The following is a 15716-nucleotide window of genomic DNA, read 5'->3' as shown; positions in this document are numbered from 1 at the left end:
TCTGCGTGGGAATGCATACCGAGACGCTCCGCGTCGCCCGCTCGCCCGAGTGGGGCGGACGCGGAGCGTCCTGAGCGGCGTTACCACGCAGAGCGTGGGAACGATCTGCGCTCCTACAAAAACATCAGCGGCGGCTGCTGACTTCGGCGGGGACGTCATCACCGGCCATGCGTTTGCGGAACAGCGCCGTTCGCGCCAGCAGCAGTGTGGTGACCGGCACGGTGATCGCGAGCAAAATCGGAATCAACCAGCCGTGCAACACCGGCCCGGATTTGAGCGTTGAAAAGTAGATGATCGACGCCAACGCCACGCTCCAGGCCCCCAACGTCGAGGCCAGTGCCGGCGGGTGCATGCGTTGGAAAAATTCTTTCATCCGCAGCAAGCCAATCGCGCCAATCAAGGCAAACAGGCTGCTGAGCAACAGCAACGCCGCCACGATAATCTCAACCCATAACGGCATCATTCAATCACCTCCCCACGCAGCAGGAATTTGGCCAGGGCGAACGAGCCGACGAAGCCGAACAGCGCGATCAATAGCGCTGCTTCAAAGTAAGTGTCGCTGGCATAGCGAATACCCAGGGTCAGCATCATCAGCATCGCCAGGATGTACAGGTAGTCCAGCGCCAGTACCCGGTCCTGGGCCGAGGGGCCTTTGAACAGGCGCACCAGGGTCAGCACCATGGCCAGGGAGAACAGGAACAGGCTGAACAGGATCGCATTGGCGAGCAGGGCGCTCATTCGAAGATCTCCATCAGGGGCCGTTCGTAGGCGTGCTTGAATTGCTGGATAAACGAGGCTTCGTCATCCAGGTCGAAAACGTGCAGCAGCAGGATGCTGCGGTCCAGGGCCAGTTCCGACCAGACGGTGCCGGGGGTCACGCTGGTGATCATCGCCAGCACCGCCAGGCCGTTGGCGTCGCGCAGGTCCAGGGGGATCTTGATAAAGCGCGAGCGCGGTGGGCGTGAGCCGCAAGTGAGTACGCCCCAGGCGACGTGCAGGTTGGAGATGATTACGTCAAGGCCGACCCGGAAAAACAGGCGGATGATCACCCCAGGGCGACGGATGCGGATCGGCAGCGGGCGCAGCGGCGCCATCATCAGCGGCGCAAGAAAGCCCAGCAGTGCGCCTAGCAGCAGGTTGCCGGGGCTGATCGACAAGTTCAGCACCAGCCACAATACCCACAACGCCAACGACAGCCAGGGAGCCGGGAACAGACGTTTCATGGCTGCACCTCCAGGGCGGCGGCCTTGGCTTCAGGGCTGGGCACTGGCCGGGTCGCGAGCACTGCCATCACGTAGTGTTCCGGGTTGTTCAGGCTTTGGGCGGTGGCCTGGGTGTAGCGCATCAGCGCCTCGGCCTTGAAGGTCAGCGCGATGCTCAACCCCAGCAGCAGGAAGATCGGCACACACTCGTAGCGGCGCAGCAGCGGTGATGGGCGTTCTTCCGGGGTCCAGAAGCGCTGGATGCCGAGGCGGGCGAAAGCGATGAGCGAGGCCAGGCCAGAGAGAATCAGCAGCGCCACCAGGCCCCAGGCCGCCGGGCGGATGGACTCGTCCACGGCGTTGCCCAGGCCCAGTGGGTTGATCAGCGCACTCAACAGGCTGAGCTTGCCGATAAACCCGGACAGCGGCGGCATGCCGATAATCAGCAGCGCGCACGCGATAAAGCTCAGGCCCAGGAAGGCCATGGTCCAAGGGATGACCTGGCCGATCACCGCTTTTTGCTCATCGTCCAGGTTCACACCCGGGCGCGGATGCAGCGATTCCATGGCTTTGGGCAGCGCATCAATCTCCTCATCCAGCGGCAGGTCGTTGGCCGAACGCGAACGCTCGATCAACTCCGCCAGCAAAAACAATGCACTCAGTGCCAGGGTGGAGCTGACCAGATAGAACAGCGCCCCCGCGGTCAGGCTCGGCTGGGCAAACCCTACCGCTGACAGCAGGATCCCGGCCGACACCAGGATACTCAGGCTGGCCATGCGCTCCAGGCGCTGCGCCGCCACCATCGCCAGTGCCGCGCAAATGATGGTCGCCATGCCGCCATACACCAGCCAATCCCCGCCAAACAGCGCCGAGGCGCCGGCCTGGCCGGAGAACAGCAGGGTCCACAGGCGCAGCACGGTGTACACGCCGACCTTGGTCATGATCGCGAACATTGCCGCCACCGGCGCGCTGGCCGAGGAATAGGCGGGCGCCAGCCAGAAGTTCAGCGGCCACATGCCGGCCTTGGCCAGGAACGCCGTAGCCAGGATCGCCGCACCGGCATGCAACAGGCCGCGATCCGCCTCCGGCACCAGCGGGATCTTCAACGCCAGGTCGGCAAAGTTCAGCGTGCCGGTGACGCCGTAGATCATCGCCGCGCCAATCAGGAACAGCGACGACGCCAGCAGGTTGATCGCAATGTAATGCAGCCCCGACGATACCCGCGCGCGGCCGGAACCGTGCAGCATCAGGCCGTAGGAGGCGGCCAGCAGCACTTCGAAGAACACGAACAGGTTGAACAGGTCGGCGGTGAGGAAGGCGCCATACAGCCCCATCAGTTGGATCTGGAACAGGGCATGGAAGCTGGTGCCCGCACGGTCCCAGCGGGCCATGGCGAACAGCAGCGCGCTGACGCCGATAACTCCGGTCAGCACCAGCATCATCGCCGACAGTTGGTCCACCACCAACACGATGCCGAACGGCACCTGCCAGTTGCCCGGCAGGTACACGCCAATGGAGCCGGGGCCGCCTTGTTGCGTCCAGTACAAGAGCAGGATGGCCACGCCCAGGCCGACGATGCTGGAGCACAGATTGATCTGGGCTTTGAGCGGGCGGCGTTTCTCGCCCAGCATCAGCATCAGCCCGGCGGTGAGCAGCGGCAGCAGGATCGGCGCGACGATCAGTTGATTCATCCACGTCATTCCTTGGGCTCCCGGCCGTCTACATGGTCAGTGCCGGTGAGGCCGCGGGATGCCAGCAGCACCACCAGGAACAACGCGGTCATGGCGAAGCTGATCACGATGGCCGTGAGCACCAGGGCCTGGGGCAGTGGGTCGGTGTAGTTGAGCAGGTCTTGGGGCACGCCGTCCTTGATGATCGGCTCCTTGCCGATAAACAGGCTGCCCATGCTGAAGATGAACAGGTTGACCCCGTAGGACAGCAGGCACAAACCCATGACCACCTGGAACGTCCGTGGCCGCAGGATCAACCAGACGCCGGAGGCCGCCAGGACCCCAATGGCTATTGCGATGACTTCTTCCATCAGGCGGCTCCTTCGGTTGCAGCAACCACTTTGGGCTGGTTGCTCGGTTTATGCGCGCGCACCGACTGGTGGCCGAGGGCGGTGAGCATCAACAGGGTCGAGCCCACGACCATGGCGTACACGCCGACGTCAAAGAACAGCGCACTGGCGATATGAATATCGCCCAGTAACGGCAGGCTGAAATGCCAGGTATGCGTAGTGAGGAACGGGTACCCGGCGAACAGCGCACCCAGCCCGGTCAAGGTGGCCGACAGCAGGCCGAAGCCCATCCAACGCATCGGCCGCAGGCTCATCTGCGCCTCGACCCACTGGGTGCCGGCAACCATGTATTGCAGGATAAACGCCACCGACATCACCAGCCCGGCGACGAAACCACCACCCGGTTGGTTGTGGCCACGCATGAACAGGTAGAACGACACCACCAGCGCAATCGGCAGCAGCAGGCGCACCAGCACCGCCGGTACCATCATGAAGCCCAGGGCGGTGTCGCTGGCCTGGCGCGGGTTGACCAGGTCGGTGGCCACGTCCGGTGCCAATTGGCGCTGTTGCGCCGGCAACTGCATGCTTTCCTTGGACGGGCGGAAGCGGCGCAGCAGGGCGTAAACAGTCAACGCCACGGCGCCGAGTACGGTGATTTCGCCCAAGGTGTCGAAGCCACGGAAATCCACCAGCATCACATTCACCACATTGCTGCCGCCGCCTTCGGGCAGGGCACGGCTTAAGTAGAACGAGGAGATATCGTTGGGCGTCTGGCGGGTCAGCATCGCGTAGGACAACAGCGCCATGCCGCCGCCGACTACGGTGGACAGCAGCAAGTCACGCACCCGGCGAATTCGCGCCTTGCGCAAGGTGTTGGGCAATGGCCAAACTTCCTCGATACGCCGTGGCAGCCAGCGCAGGCCAAGCAGGATCAACACGGTAGTGACCACTTCCACCACCAATTGGGTGAGGGCCAGGTCCGGCGCCGAGAACCACACGAAGGTGACGCAGGTCATCAGGCCGCACACGCTGACCATGGTCAGGGCCGCCAGCCGGTGGTACTTGGCTTGCCAGGCGGCACCCAGTGCGCAGGCAATCGCCAGCAACCACAGGGTGACGAAGACGATGGAGCCCGGGATTTTCGGGCGGTCGCCCCAACTGAGGCCACTGTTGATCATCGGGATCATTGCGCCGATCACCGCCAGCAGCACCAACAGGAACAACTGGGTTTGCAGGCGCTTGGTGCTGATGCGTTTCTCGATCCGGCGCACGCCGCGCATCATCACCACCAGGCAGCGCTCGAACCCGCGCTTGCCGTTGAAGTAGCCGATCAGCGGCGGGTATTCGAAGCGGCCACGCTTGAGTTGCTTGCGCAGCAGCAGGTACAGCACCACGCCGCCGGTCATCGCCACCAGGCTCATGATCATCGGTGCGTTCCAGCCGTGCCAGATCGCCAGGCTATATTCCGGTAGCGTACCGCCCACCACCGGCAGGGCGGCAGCGGCGAGGATCGAACCGACCACCTGGGCCGGGAAAATCCCCACCAGCAGGCAGGTGAACACCAACAGCTCGACCGGTGCACGCATCCAGCGCGGCGGCTCGTGGGGCGTGTGTGGCAAGTCGGTGGCGGGCGGGCCGAAGAACACATCCACGGTAAAACGCAGGGCATAGGCCACGCTGAATGTACCGGCAATGGTCGCGATCAGCGGCAGGGCGATTTCCACCCACTGAGTCGACGAGATAAACACGGTTTCGGCAAAGAACATCTCTTTGGACAGGAAGCCATTGAGCAACGGCACCCCGGCCATGGACGCGCTGGCGACCATCGCCAGGGTCGCGGTAAACGGGATCAGGCGCACCAGCCCGCTGAGCTTGCGGATATCCCGCGTGCCGCTTTCGTGGTCGATGATGCCCGCGGCCATGAACAGCGAAGCCTTGAAGGTGGCGTGGTTGAGAATATGGAATACAGCGGCAACAGCGGCCAGCGGGCTGTTAAGGCCCAGCAGCAGGGTGATCAGCCCGAGATGGCTGATGGTGGAATAGGCCAGCAGGCCCTTGAGATCGTTTTGAAACATGGCGCAGTAAGCGCCGAGGAGGAGCGTGAGGGCGCCGGCACCGCCGACGATCCAGAACCATTCTTCGCTGCCGGAAAGCGACGGCCACAGGCGGGCCAGCAGGAACACGCCGGCCTTCACCATCGTCGCCGAGTGCAGGTAGGCCGAAACCGGCGTTGGCGCCGCCATGGCGTGGGGCAGCCAGAAATGGAAGGGGAACTGCGCGCTTTTGCTCAAGGCGCCGATCAGCACCAAGGCGAGCATGACCGGGTACAGCGAATGCGCGCGAATCTGATCGCCCGCCGCCAGCACCTGGTCCAGGTCATAGCTGCCGACGATATGCCCCAGCAGCATCACCCCCGCCAACAGGCACAGCCCGCCGGCGCCGGTGACCATCAGCGCCATATACGCCCCGCGTCGCGCATCGGCACGGTGGTGCCAATAGCCGATCAGCAGGAACGAGAACAGGCTGGTCAGTTCCCAGAAGAATACGATCTGGATCAGGTTGCCGGAGATCACCAAACCCAGCATGGCGCCCATGAACGCCAGGAAAAACGCAAAGAAACGCGGCACCGGGTCGTCCGGCGACATGTAGTAGCGCGCATACAGCGACACCAGCGTGCCGATGCCCAGCACCAGCATCGAGAACAGCCAGGCAAACCCATCCATGCGCAACACGAAGTTCAGCCCCAGGCTGGGCAACCACATGAATTCTTCGCGGATCACGCCACCGTGGGCGATCTGGGGGTAGAGCAGGGCGACTTGAATAGTACCGACCAGCGCCACAAGGCCGGCCAACAGGGATTCGGTGTTGCGTGCGTTATGCGGCAGCAAGGCCGCCAGACAGCTGCCGATAAAAGGCAGAAGCAGTAGAACTATCAGGGACATAGGCTTCTAATCTGCGGGAGTTTGGGATGCATCATACGTGCCGCTTTCATGATCACCAAACGGCAAGATGTGGCAGGATCCTACAAAGTAGGCTGAAACCTCCCATTTGGCACTGTTTCAACCTCCCTCTGAACTGAAATGCCGACCCTCTGGGAGCCGGGCTTGCCCGCGATGACCATAGACCTGGCACCCCAGCGTTCCCAGGTTAGCCCTGACGCTCCTGTTCCAAGGCATCTGCCAGCTCAACGGCCTTTTGCCCCTTGGTCTTCAACTCACTCACAATCACCGCCAGCACAATCAACACCGCACCCAGCATCGCGATTGGCGGGAACCGTTCCCCGGCGATCCGCCCCACAACGCCTGCCCACACCGGCTCACCGGCATAAATCAACGTCGCCCGCGTTGGCGAAACACTTTGCTGGGCCCAGTTCATTGCCACCTGGATCACCGCACTGGTCAAACCCAGGCCTACGGCGCTGAACAGCAGCAACCACGAAAAGCCGGGTAACGCCTCGCCCATCGGCACCACCATCATGAACGACAGCACTGAAGCCGTGGCCAATTGCACAACGGTCACCCGACGAATATCCACTTGGCCGGCAAATGCGCTGATCAAAATGATCTCGGCCGCTATGGCCACTGCACCGATCAAGGTGGCGATTTCACCCGCGCTGAAATTCAGCGAGGCCCCCGCCGGGCCGGTCAACAGCATCAACCCGGCAAACGCCAACATGATGCCGATGCTGGGCATCAAGCCGGGGCGACGGCCCAGCACCAGCCACTGCAACAGCGGTACGAACGGCACATACAAGGCGGTGATAAACGCCGATTGGCTGCTCAAGATGGTTTGCAGGCCAATGGTCTGCAAACCGTAGCCGAACATGATCGCCACCCCGATAAACACTCCGGCCTTCAATTCGAACAGGGTCAGGTCGCGCAGGGTGCGCAAGGAAAAGAACCCCACCACAATCGTCGCGGCTGCGAAGCGCAGGCCGACAAAGAACATCGGCCCGCTGACGGTCATGGCGTGCTGCACCAGTAAAAAGGTGCCGCCCCAGATCATGGTGATCACCACCAGGATGCATTCGGCTTTACTGAAACGGTTGAAACGCGAAGGGGAGTTCGGGGCGGTCATGGCGGCTCGGTCTTGCAAGGGGAAAGCACGGACCGCACAATGCGCCGCACGCTGGGCAGTATACTGCGCACACCCACCTATTGAGCAATATAGTGCACAAAGAAAATCCGCAACGGGCTTCGGTCCTGCAGCACGTCAGCCAGAACGTTCGTCGCCTGCGCCATGCCGCCGACTTGAGCCAGACCGCGCTCTCGGAAAAGTCCGGAGTCAGCCGGCGTATGCTGGTGGCGATTGAGGCGGGGGAGAAGAACGTCAGCCTGTCGACCCTGGACCGTGTCGCCGAAGCGTTGGACGTGGCGTTCAGTGACCTGATCCAGGCGCCGGATGTGCGGGACCACAGCCGTATCAACGAGCTGGCCTGGGCGGGCGAGATTGTCGGCAGTAAGGCAGTGTTGCTGGCCAAGGCCACGGCACGGCGTGAAGTCGAATTGTGGGAGTGGCGGCTTGAGCCTGGTGATCGTTATTGCCCGGACCCTGATTTGGAAGGGTGGAGCGAGCAACTGTTTGTGTTCGAGGGCAGCCTGACGCTGGTGATAGGTGATCAGGAAACTGTCATCGAGGCTGGAGAGTTCTTTATGTTCGCCAGCCACCAGCCCCATGCTTATCGCAATGATGGGAGCGCGGCGGTACGGTTTGTTCGAAATGTGGTGATTTGAGCAACAATAAGGGCGAACTGGCATGAGTGAATCCACCCGCGTTGCAGACGTACTGATCATCGGTGGTGGCCTGAGCGGCACGATGCTGGCCGTGCAACTGCTGCGCCTGCCGGGCACGCGGCGCATCCTGATAGTCGAACCCCGTGCGGAACTGGGGCGCGGCGAAGCCTACAGCGCGGTCGAATTGGGCCATACGCTAAACGGCAATGCGGCGCGCATGAGCGTTGACCCGGACAACGCCGACGACCTGACCCAATGGCTCACCGACTACATCAGCGCCGGCGGATGGCCCGAGTCGTACCAACAGCATGTGCCCATCAGCGAACTGTTCCCGCCGCGGGGGCTTTTCGGCCTGTACGCCCAGAAGCGTCTGGCGCAAGCCAAGGCAGTGTCCACCTCGATCGTCGAGCACATCCGCGCCGAAGGGGTAGACCTGCAAGTCGACCCCACCTCGGCGTTGTTGACCCTCGATACTGGCGAGCAACTGCGCGGCGCCTGTGCGGTATTGGCCACCGGCATGTTTGCGGCGGCGCGCACTCCGCAGACCGAGTCCACAGGATTGAATGCCGCCGCGTTGGACCCTTGGGATGTCCCCGCGATGGCTCGTCTCGACCCACAATCGACCGTACTGATCATCGGCTCCGGCCTGACCATGGTCGATGCAGTAGTCTCCCTGGAACAAGCCGGGCATCGCGGACCTATCGAGGTTTTTTCGCGCCACGGCTTGTTGCCCCATGTACGCCGGCAACCGCCGAGCTGGGACGACTTCCTCGCCGCTGACCACAGCCTGAGCAGCCCCCGACAATTGCTGCGTGAGGTGCGACGCCAATGCCAGCTCGCGCTGAGGCAAGGCATTGACTGGCAGGCACCGCTGGACACGGTGCGCGCGCACATAGCACGCCTGTGGAGCCAGGCCAGTGAGGCTCACAAGCGCCAGTTCGTGCGGCATGTACGGCCTTGGTGGGAAAGCCATCACCACCGTTCGCCGCCCTTGAGCGCGCAGTTGGTGGCGCGGTTGCAGGAGCAAGGGCGATTGCGGATTCAGGCGGCGTCGTTCAAGGGCTTGGTGCCGTCGCAAGAGGGAGTTGCCATTGCGGTGCGTTACCGTGGCGAGGATGTGATCACCCAGGTGTTGGGCGCTGCGCTGATCAATTCCAGCGGCATCGAATACGACTGGCGCCGGGTGGCCCGGCCTTTACCGCAGCAACTGCTCAAGCGTGGGTTGGTCCAGCCTGGGCCGCTGGCGCTGGGGATTGCGGCGGATGCAACGGGGGCGGTGCTGGATGCTCGCGGCCAGGTCAGCCAGCGACTGTTCGCCATGGGGCCGCCGTTGCGGGGCAAGTGGTGGGAGAGCACGGCGGTGACCGATGTGGCCCTGCAGGCCAAGACGCTGGCCGCCAGGCTGGTACAGCGCTGAATGTGGGAGCTGGCTTGCCTGCAAAAGCGCTAGTGCAGTAACAGATGCAGTGACTGACACACCGCTTTCGCGGGCAAGCCCGCTCCCACATTGTGTTCTCCTTTTATCTTGAGATTTTCACAAACCCGGATGTCAGCCCAAACACCTCAACCCCCTGCGGCGTCGATTGCCCAGGGGTCACTTTCACCCGCTGCACCGGTTTATCCATCGCCGCCCGATACTCCACCGTCATGTCCGCCTGGATCGCCTGGCTGGGAATCACGATCGCCTGGTCATTGTTATAAGTGACAATCGTCAACCGCGCACTCATGCCCAGACGCACCCGCTGCAACTGCTGGGGCGTCAGGGTGGGGATCGACAAGGTCACCGGAAACTGCGCGCTGCCCTGGCTGTCGCTGGCGATGGCCAGGCCGCTGACCACACTGACTGAACCCGACAGCCGCTCGCCATCAAAGCCATCGCCCATGACTTCAACGGCCTGACCCTGACGCAACTGGTTGATATCCAGCTCTGAGACTTTGGCGACGATTTTCAAGCGTTCGATATTGGCCAGGCCGAACAGCACCTGGCCCTGGCTGACCTTGCTGCCGGCCTGCACCGGCGCGTTGTTATTGCCGCCACCTTGAGCGGTATTGGTGTTGCCGGGCGCCGGTACTACGATGCCGGAGAAGGGCGCCTTGACCTCCTTGCCTTCGAGCAGTGTTTGCAAGGCTTGGTACTTCACCGTGGCATTGGTCAGCTCCATCTCGGCGATCTGCCGGTATTCGCCCTGGCCTTGGTCCAGGGCTTGTTGCAGCTCACTGCGCGCCGCCACCAAGTCCAATTGCTGTTGCTGGGTTTGCTGTTTGAGGTCATCCAGTTCGTTGCGCGGGATGATGCCGCGCTTGAACAGGTTTTCGCTCTCGGTGAGTTTGCGTTGGGTGTTGCCTGCGGTCATTTCAGCGGTGCGTAAACTGCGACGGGCGCGGCTGACGGTGGGGCTGCTGCCCCAGTCCTGCATTTCCTGCACGGTACGCCGGGCCTTGAGTTGCGCGGAGAGGGCGTCGCGCAGCTGTATTTCAAGCGTCGCCGGGTCCATGCGCAACAGGACCTGGCCGGCCTCGACGCGCTGGCCTTGTTCGACCAGGTTGGCCAGCACATTGCCGTCGAACGGTGCTGTCAGGACGACGGTGGTGTCAGGCTCGATCTTGCCCACCAGGCCGATCTGGTGCACCAATGGGTCGGGCTTTACGGCCAGCCATTGTTCGCCTGTAGCCGCTTGCTCAGCCCCGCTGCGTTGACTGAGCAGGCCGGCGGCCGCGCCGGCCAACAGCAGGATCAAGGCAACGGCCAGCAGGGATTTTCTGTTAGTAGTCATTGAGGGCAATTTCCCAACTTTCCAGCGTCATGCCCAGGGTCAGATCGAGCTGGGTCTGGGCGTTCAAATAAGCGATCAGCGCATTGAGCTGGGCATTTTCGGCGTTGCGCAGGTCGGTCTCGAAGCTCAGCACCTGAAAGTTGGTGGAGCGCCCGGCGCTGAGCTTTTCCCGCTCGATCTCGATCTTGCGTCTGGACAACTCCACGGCGCGCTTGGAGATTTCATATTGGCGCCAGCGGGTGCCGAGGTCACGCACCACATTGTTGACGTTACGCTCCAGTTCCTGACGAGCGTCGGTAATGCGGATTTCCTGATCCTCCACATTCACCCGCGCACGCACTTCGGCCTGGCGCGTGCTGATATCGCCGATGGGGATCTGCACTTGCACTCCGGCGTAACTGTCCCAGGTGCGGTTATTGTTATGGCCGTCGTCGTTGTCGGTGGCGGCGCGCACCTGGTTGGCGCCGGCGACCAGGTCCACTTGCCAGCGCCCGGAGTCCTTGGCGATCACCAGGTTGAGGTCGGCCTGCTGGCTGCCGAGCAGGGCGGCGAGGTATTCCGGTTGCTGGTTTTGCGCGAGGTTGAAGGCCTGGCGTTTGTCGATCTCCAGGGGGGTGGCTTCCAGCGCCTCGGTGGCACGCACCGGTGTCGACAGGTCCAGGGCCAGCAGGCGCAGCAACGCCAGGCGGCTGGTGTCGAGTTGGTTGCGCGCTTCTTCCACGCCTAATTGCTGGGTGGCGATATCGGCTTCGGTCTGGACGATCTCGAACTCGGCCATGCGCCCGGCGCTGATCAGCGCTTTGTTCACCTCCAGTAAAGTAGTGGAGCGTTTGAGCGCTTCCTGGACGATCACCAACTGTTCCTGAGCGCGCAACAATTCGCGGTAGGTGGCGATGATCTGGCTGATGGTCTGCGCCACGGTGGCTTTGAGGTTCAGGCGGTTGGCCTGCTCGGCCAGGCGCGACAGGCGCAGCGGTGCGGTGGTGGCATCCCAACCGGCCCCGCGCATCAGCGGTTGGATGATCGCCAGGTCCAGGCCGTCGCTGCGGTAGCGGCCGGCGCGGTTGGCGTTGTTCAACTGCTGGGTCCAGGCCATGCTCAAGCGCGTGCCGTATTCGCCGAGCAGGCTGCTGGTGGGCGCGACGTTGGCGTTGCGCGCATTGTCTTGGGAGCCGCGGGTGCTGCGGTAGTAGCTGTTGAGGGTGAGTTTGGGGTTGAACACGTCTTCGGCCACGCGCAGGTCGAACTTCTGCGCCACCCGTTGCAAGTAGGCGCTGCGGATCGCCGGGTTATTACGCAGGCCCAGGTACACCGCGTCCCCCAGGGTCATGGTAGTAGCTTGGGCGTTCAGCGAGACGCTACGCTCGTAGCCGCTGCGGGTAGTGCTGGGGGCCTGAGGGGTGATCACCACATCGGCGGCCATGCCCGGCAGGCTGATCAGCATGAGCAGTGCCAGGTACTTATTCATCGCGCAGGGCCTCAACCGGCTGCAAGCGTGAGGCCGACACCGCCGGATAAATGCCAAAGAACAACCCCACCAGCAACGTGCTGCCCACGCCCAGGGGCAGCGCGGCCACCGCCAGGGAAAACGCCCAGCCCGACAGCCACGCATACACCCAGGCGGCAGTCATGCCCAGAACTGCGCCGCACAGGGCCCCCACGGCGGTGAGGGTGACCGCTTCGAGCAAAAACAGATTACGGATGTCCCGCTGGCGTGCGCCCAAGGCCATGCGGATGCCGATCTCACGGCGGCGTTCCGAGACGTTCATCAGCATCACGTTCATCACCCCGACACCGCCGCCCACCAGTGAGATTGCGCCGAGGGCCAGCAGCAGATAGGCGAAGGTGCGGCTTTGGCGGGTCATGCCATCGATCATTTGCTGGGGCACTGTGATGTCGACGCTATGGTCGGTGAGCTGGGGTTGCAGCGCGGCGGCGGCATCCTTGGCGATACGTTCCATGTCCTGTCCCGGCGCTGCGCGAATGATCAGGTTGTTGATCTGCGGGTTGGCGTAGATGCGGCGCATGCCCTCGGCGGGAATAAACAACGATTCGTTGGCTTGCACCGGCATCAGCATGGCCCTGGGCTGGTTGCGCAGGATGCCCACCACCAGAAACAGATAATCGTTGATACGCACACGGTCGCCCAGTTGCAGCGGGTCACCTGGCGCGCCAAGGGCCTGGGCGAGTTGGTCGCCGATCACTCCGTAGGTTTCGTTGGCATCGAAGGGTGACAGGAAGCGCCCCTCACCCAGCGCCAGGCGCATGGCGTCCTGGATGCCCGCAGTACTGCCGACAAAGTTGGCATTGGCGGTCCGCCCATGAAACACAATGGGCCCGCTGAACAGGCTGAGCGCGCCGATATGGGCAATGCCTGGCACTGCCTGCCGCACCGCGTCGAGGTCGAGCTGGGTGCGCATCGGCACGTTGCTGCTGCCCTTGGGCGGGAACTGGGCGATGAGGGTGTCGGTACCCATGTCCTTGAAAATCATCGCCGCATCCACCGCCGCGTTGTGGCCGATATTGATCAGCGCCACCACCGAGGAACTGCCGATGACGATCCCCAGGAGCGCCAGAATCGAGCGCTTGCCCAAGGTACGCAGGCTGATAAACGCTTCATGCAGCAGTTGGCTGAGGCTCTGCTCGACCCGCAGGCTCATGGGCGCCCGGCCTCACGCACCACGCCATTGCGCACCAGGATCTTGCGCTCCAGGCGGTCGGCAATGTGGGGGTCGTGGGTGACGATGATCAGCGTCACCTGTTGTTCACGATTGAGGTTCAACAGCAGGTCCATGATCTCTTGGGCGGTGGTGCTGTCGAGGTTGCCGGTGGGTTCGTCGGCCAAAATCACCGAGGGGTTGCCTACCAGGGCGCGAGCAATGGCCACGCGCTGGCGCTGGCCGCCGGAGAGGTCGGCGGGGCGGTGGTGGGCGCGTTCGGCGAGGCCGACTTGTGCGAGCATGCGCTGGGCGTGTTCCACCGATTCATGCCGCGACACGCCGCGATAACTCAAGGGCAGTGCGACGTTGTCCAGGGCACTTAGGCGGGGCAGCAGGTTGAAGCTCTGGAACACGAAGCCGATCTGCTGGTTGCGGATCGCCGCCAGCTCATCGGGGGTGGCGTTGAAAATATCGTGGCCGGCAAAGTGGTATTGGCCGCAGTTGGGCAGGTCCAGCAGGCCGAGGATGTTGAGCAGGGTGCTTTTGCCGGAGCCGGAGGCACCGAGGATACCGCAGCTGTCACCGCTGGCGATGGACAGGCACACGTCATTGAGAATGTTCAACTCTTGCCCGGCGAGCTGATAGCGCTTGCCGATGCCTTGCAGGGAAATCAAGCCGGGTTGCGCGGGGGTCTGTGTCATCATGACTACGCCTGCAGTCTCGACGGTGCCGACTTGCTCCCCGAAAACCCTTGTAACAAGTTCGGAAGCTGCCTGTACGCGTCACGGACTGGTTTTATTTCTTGTTTTTAAAATATTGTTTGAATAGTAACTGCCTTCCTGACGCTTCGCCAGCCACGGAGGTAGAGCGGTTTTCTCTCTCGAAGCGATTTCGCCGTCACCTGTGTGTGGCTCACAAAAATCCCATGCCTGGTCTCAAAAGCCCGGTTATACAGGCTTTGGAAGATATGGCGGAGTGTCACTACTTGCTTTCGACGGGCCGCCCCGGTATAAAAAATCAAATTATTTTTTAAAACAATATTTCCGCCGTGGAATCCATATGGTCGCGAAGAAACTCAGCGCTCCAAACGTTACCAAGACTCGACTGCTGGATGCGACAGAGGCTCTTTTTATCAAGTACGGCTATGACGCCGTGTTGCTACGGCAGATAACCGAACGCGCCCAGGTCAACCTGGCGGCGGTGAACTACCACTTCGGGGACAAGGACTCCCTGATGAAAACCCTGCTGATGCAGCGCCTGGAGCCGCTCAACGAGCAGCGCCTGGAACTGCTGGCGCGCTGTGAAGCCGAATCCGATGGCCCACTGGACTGCGACACGCTACTGGGCGTGCTGTTTGCCCCGGCCATGGGCCTGGAGCGCAGCGACCCAGCCAGCGGGGAAGGGCGTTCGTTCATCCGCTTCCTGGGCCGGGTCTACAGCGACACGTCGCCGTTCATTCAGGAATACCTCAAGGTCCATTACCAGCCGGTGTTCCAGCGGTTCTTCGAAGCCTTCGCCCTGGCCTTGCCGGATTTGCCACGTAATGAACTGGGGGTGCGCCTGCAATTTGCACTCAAGGCCATCTCCGGGGTCATGGCCGGCACCGAACTGCGCTTGCTGATGAACTCCATGAGCCTGGGCCGCCCCGCCACGGATGCCGAGGTGATGGCCAAGCTGATTACCTTGGTGTCGGCAGCGATCCGAGTGCCGCAGCAGAGTGCAGAGGCTGAAACGGCGTTGGCGAAGGTGCTGGATACCCAGCGCGCCATTCGCGAACAAGCCACACGCTGAAGCCAATCCTCAAACCCCTGTAGGAACGAGCTTGCTCGCGAATAACGTCAACGATAACGCGGGCATTCTGGTTAACCGCGCCGTCATTACGTTCTTCGCGAGCAAGCTCGCTCCTACAAAAGCGGGGCGTTTTCCAGCACCAAAAGGCAGGCAAAAAAAAGCCCGCTGGGGCGGCGGGCTTGATATGCAACGTTTGTAACGGATGAGGCTTCACACTACGTCTCGGCTTGTGAATAAAACGTGAAAAATATGTAAGAAGAAATGTGAATGTGCGGACATTGTATTAACGGCGCTTTTGCTCGCTGTATTACCTCTCGTCGCCACTGTCATCTTTGACAGCTAGACGCCTATCCCTTTCAAGCGTCTGATTTCCTTGTCCCATAGCCGTCAAGGCCCCAGCCAAGGAGTTCAGCCATGTCCAAATTACATGCCCCCGAAGAGCGCTTTCCGGTAGCGCGAAGCTCATCCACTCCCCGCAATGATCTCGACCCGCCGGCCTACTCGAACCCGGTGCTCAACGTGGTTGGGGCTGACAG

At 62.3% G+C, this 15716-nt stretch carries 15 protein-coding genes; 4 read left to right on the top strand and 11 right to left on the bottom strand.

The genetic code is table 11. The features are described 5' to 3' along the window. Nucleotides 1-124: 124 nt before the first annotated feature. The 7 genes from BOP96_RS16810 to BOP96_RS16780 all read right to left on the bottom strand — a co-directional run bounded on the left by BOP96_RS16810 (nt 125) and on the right by BOP96_RS16780 (nt 7299). Nucleotides 125-463: a Na+/H+ antiporter subunit G gene (locus BOP96_RS16810; protein WP_014718935.1), complete on the bottom strand. Its 339-nt coding sequence runs from the start codon at nt 461-463 to the stop codon at nt 125-127. Beyond that, entirely contained in the window at nt 460-738 is a 279-nt protein-coding gene (locus BOP96_RS16805) for a K+/H+ antiporter subunit F (protein WP_003192168.1), read from the bottom strand. Before BOP96_RS16805 ends, BOP96_RS16810 begins: the two co-directional genes overlap by 4 nt. Then, nucleotides 735-1223, bottom strand: a complete 489-nt coding sequence (locus BOP96_RS16800; RefSeq protein ID WP_014718934.1) for a Na+/H+ antiporter subunit E — start codon at nt 1221-1223, stop codon at nt 735-737. The genes BOP96_RS16805 and BOP96_RS16800 overlap by 4 nt, the downstream gene beginning before the upstream one ends. Then, nucleotides 1220-2902 carry a monovalent cation/H+ antiporter subunit D gene (locus BOP96_RS16795; protein WP_014718933.1) on the bottom strand — a complete coding sequence of 561 codons (1683 nt, stop codon included), beginning with the start codon at nt 2900-2902 and terminating at the stop codon, nt 1220-1222. Before BOP96_RS16795 ends, BOP96_RS16800 begins: the two co-directional genes overlap by 4 nt. After that, entirely contained in the window at nt 2899-3243 is a 345-nt protein-coding gene (locus BOP96_RS16790; protein WP_003192163.1) for a Na+/H+ antiporter subunit C, read from the bottom strand. The genes BOP96_RS16795 and BOP96_RS16790 overlap by 4 nt, the downstream gene beginning before the upstream one ends. Next, the gene (locus tag BOP96_RS16785; RefSeq protein ID WP_003192157.1) at nt 3243-6164 is read right to left on the bottom strand and encodes a monovalent cation/H+ antiporter subunit A; all 2922 of its coding nucleotides are present in this window, start codon (nt 6162-6164) and stop codon (nt 3243-3245) included. The genes BOP96_RS16790 and BOP96_RS16785 overlap by 1 nt, the downstream gene beginning before the upstream one ends. A 205-nt stretch (nt 6165-6369) precedes the next feature. Beyond that, entirely contained in the window at nt 6370-7299 is a 930-nt protein-coding gene (locus BOP96_RS16780) for a DMT family transporter (RefSeq protein WP_019819413.1), read from the bottom strand. Nucleotides 7300-7391: 92 nt separating this feature from the next. On the opposite strand from BOP96_RS16780, the gene BOP96_RS16775 reads away from it, so the two are divergent. Together BOP96_RS16775 and BOP96_RS16770 are read left to right on the top strand one after the other, a co-directional pair. Further along, on the top strand, nt 7392-7955 hold the full coding sequence (locus tag BOP96_RS16775; protein ID WP_038450543.1) for a helix-turn-helix domain-containing protein: 564 nt from the start codon (nt 7392-7394) through the stop codon (nt 7953-7955). Between the two features lie 22 nt (nt 7956-7977). Then, nucleotides 7978-9372: an FAD/NAD(P)-binding protein gene (locus BOP96_RS16770; RefSeq protein WP_073453401.1), complete on the top strand. Its 1395-nt coding sequence runs from the start codon at nt 7978-7980 to the stop codon at nt 9370-9372. A gap of 103 nt (nt 9373-9475) precedes the next feature. On the opposite strand, the gene BOP96_RS16765 is transcribed toward BOP96_RS16770, so the two are convergent. From BOP96_RS16765 to BOP96_RS16750, 4 genes are read right to left on the bottom strand one after another with little or no spacing between them, the layout of a single operon-like run. Continuing rightward, nucleotides 9476-10729, bottom strand: coding sequence for an efflux RND transporter periplasmic adaptor subunit (locus BOP96_RS16765; protein WP_020302322.1), 1254 nt, complete (start codon nt 10727-10729; stop codon nt 9476-9478). Next, on the bottom strand, nt 10719-12197 hold the full coding sequence (locus tag BOP96_RS16760) for a TolC family protein (RefSeq protein ID WP_073453399.1): 1479 nt from the start codon (nt 12195-12197) through the stop codon (nt 10719-10721). The genes BOP96_RS16765 and BOP96_RS16760 overlap by 11 nt, the downstream gene beginning before the upstream one ends. Beyond that, nucleotides 12190-13389: an ABC transporter permease gene (locus tag BOP96_RS16755; RefSeq protein WP_073453397.1), complete on the bottom strand. Its 1200-nt coding sequence runs from the start codon at nt 13387-13389 to the stop codon at nt 12190-12192. The genes BOP96_RS16760 and BOP96_RS16755 overlap by 8 nt, the downstream gene beginning before the upstream one ends. Further along, entirely contained in the window at nt 13386-14093 is a 708-nt protein-coding gene (locus BOP96_RS16750; RefSeq protein ID WP_019819404.1) for an ABC transporter ATP-binding protein, read from the bottom strand. The genes BOP96_RS16755 and BOP96_RS16750 overlap by 4 nt, the downstream gene beginning before the upstream one ends. Nucleotides 14094-14448: 355 nt before the next feature. On the opposite strand from BOP96_RS16750, the gene BOP96_RS16745 reads away from it, so the two are divergent. Next, nucleotides 14449-15180 (top strand): TetR/AcrR family transcriptional regulator, encoded by a 732-nt coding sequence (locus BOP96_RS16745; RefSeq protein ID WP_014718925.1) that lies wholly within the window; start codon nt 14449-14451, stop codon nt 15178-15180. A gap of 31 nt (nt 15181-15211) precedes the next feature. After that, the gene (locus BOP96_RS30095) at nt 15212-15379 is read left to right on the top strand and encodes a hypothetical protein (RefSeq protein ID WP_155717093.1); all 168 of its coding nucleotides are present in this window, start codon (nt 15212-15214) and stop codon (nt 15377-15379) included. Nucleotides 15380-15716 lie beyond the last annotated feature (337 nt).

The organism is Pseudomonas sp. FSL W5-0203 (genome assembly GCF_001896155.1).
Classification (GTDB): Bacteria; Pseudomonadota; Gammaproteobacteria; order Pseudomonadales; family Pseudomonadaceae; genus Aquipseudomonas; species Aquipseudomonas paracarnis.
The sequence above is the reverse complement of the archived record's forward strand: the minus strand, read 5'-3'. Positions and strand labels throughout refer to the sequence as shown.

What these genes read in the sequence shown, in the direction of transcription:
- BOP96_RS16810 (WP_014718935.1), bottom strand. Translation starts at nt 463, where the DNA reads ATGATGCCGTTATGGGTTGAGATTATCGTGGCGGCGTTGCTGTTGCTC.
- BOP96_RS16805 (WP_003192168.1), bottom strand. Translation starts at nt 738, where the DNA reads ATGAGCGCCCTGCTCGCCAATGCGATCCTGTTCAGCCTGTTCCTGTTC.
- BOP96_RS16800 (WP_014718934.1), bottom strand. Translation starts at nt 1,223, where the DNA reads ATGAAACGTCTGTTCCCGGCTCCCTGGCTGTCGTTGGCGTTGTGGGTA.
- BOP96_RS16795 (WP_014718933.1), bottom strand. Translation starts at nt 2,902, where the DNA reads ATGACGTGGATGAATCAACTGATCGTCGCGCCGATCCTGCTGCCGCTG.
- BOP96_RS16790 (WP_003192163.1), bottom strand. Translation starts at nt 3,243, where the DNA reads ATGGAAGAAGTCATCGCAATAGCCATTGGGGTCCTGGCGGCCTCCGGC.
- BOP96_RS16785 (WP_003192157.1), bottom strand. Translation starts at nt 6,164, where the DNA reads ATGTCCCTGATAGTTCTACTGCTTCTGCCTTTTATCGGCAGCTGTCTG.
- BOP96_RS16780 (WP_019819413.1), bottom strand. Translation starts at nt 7,299, where the DNA reads ATGACCGCCCCGAACTCCCCTTCGCGTTTCAACCGTTTCAGTAAAGCC.
- BOP96_RS16770 (WP_073453401.1), top strand. Translation starts at nt 7,978, where the DNA reads ATGAGTGAATCCACCCGCGTTGCAGACGTACTGATCATCGGTGGTGGC.
- BOP96_RS16765 (WP_020302322.1), bottom strand. Translation starts at nt 10,729, where the DNA reads ATGACTACTAACAGAAAATCCCTGCTGGCCGTTGCCTTGATCCTGCTG.
- BOP96_RS16760 (WP_073453399.1), bottom strand. Translation starts at nt 12,197, where the DNA reads ATGAATAAGTACCTGGCACTGCTCATGCTGATCAGCCTGCCGGGCATG.
- BOP96_RS16755 (WP_073453397.1), bottom strand. Translation starts at nt 13,389, where the DNA reads ATGAGCCTGCGGGTCGAGCAGAGCCTCAGCCAACTGCTGCATGAAGCG.
- BOP96_RS16750 (WP_019819404.1), bottom strand. Translation starts at nt 14,093, where the DNA reads ATGATGACACAGACCCCCGCGCAACCCGGCTTGATTTCCCTGCAAGGC.
- BOP96_RS16745 (WP_014718925.1), top strand. Translation starts at nt 14,449, where the DNA reads ATGGTCGCGAAGAAACTCAGCGCTCCAAACGTTACCAAGACTCGACTG.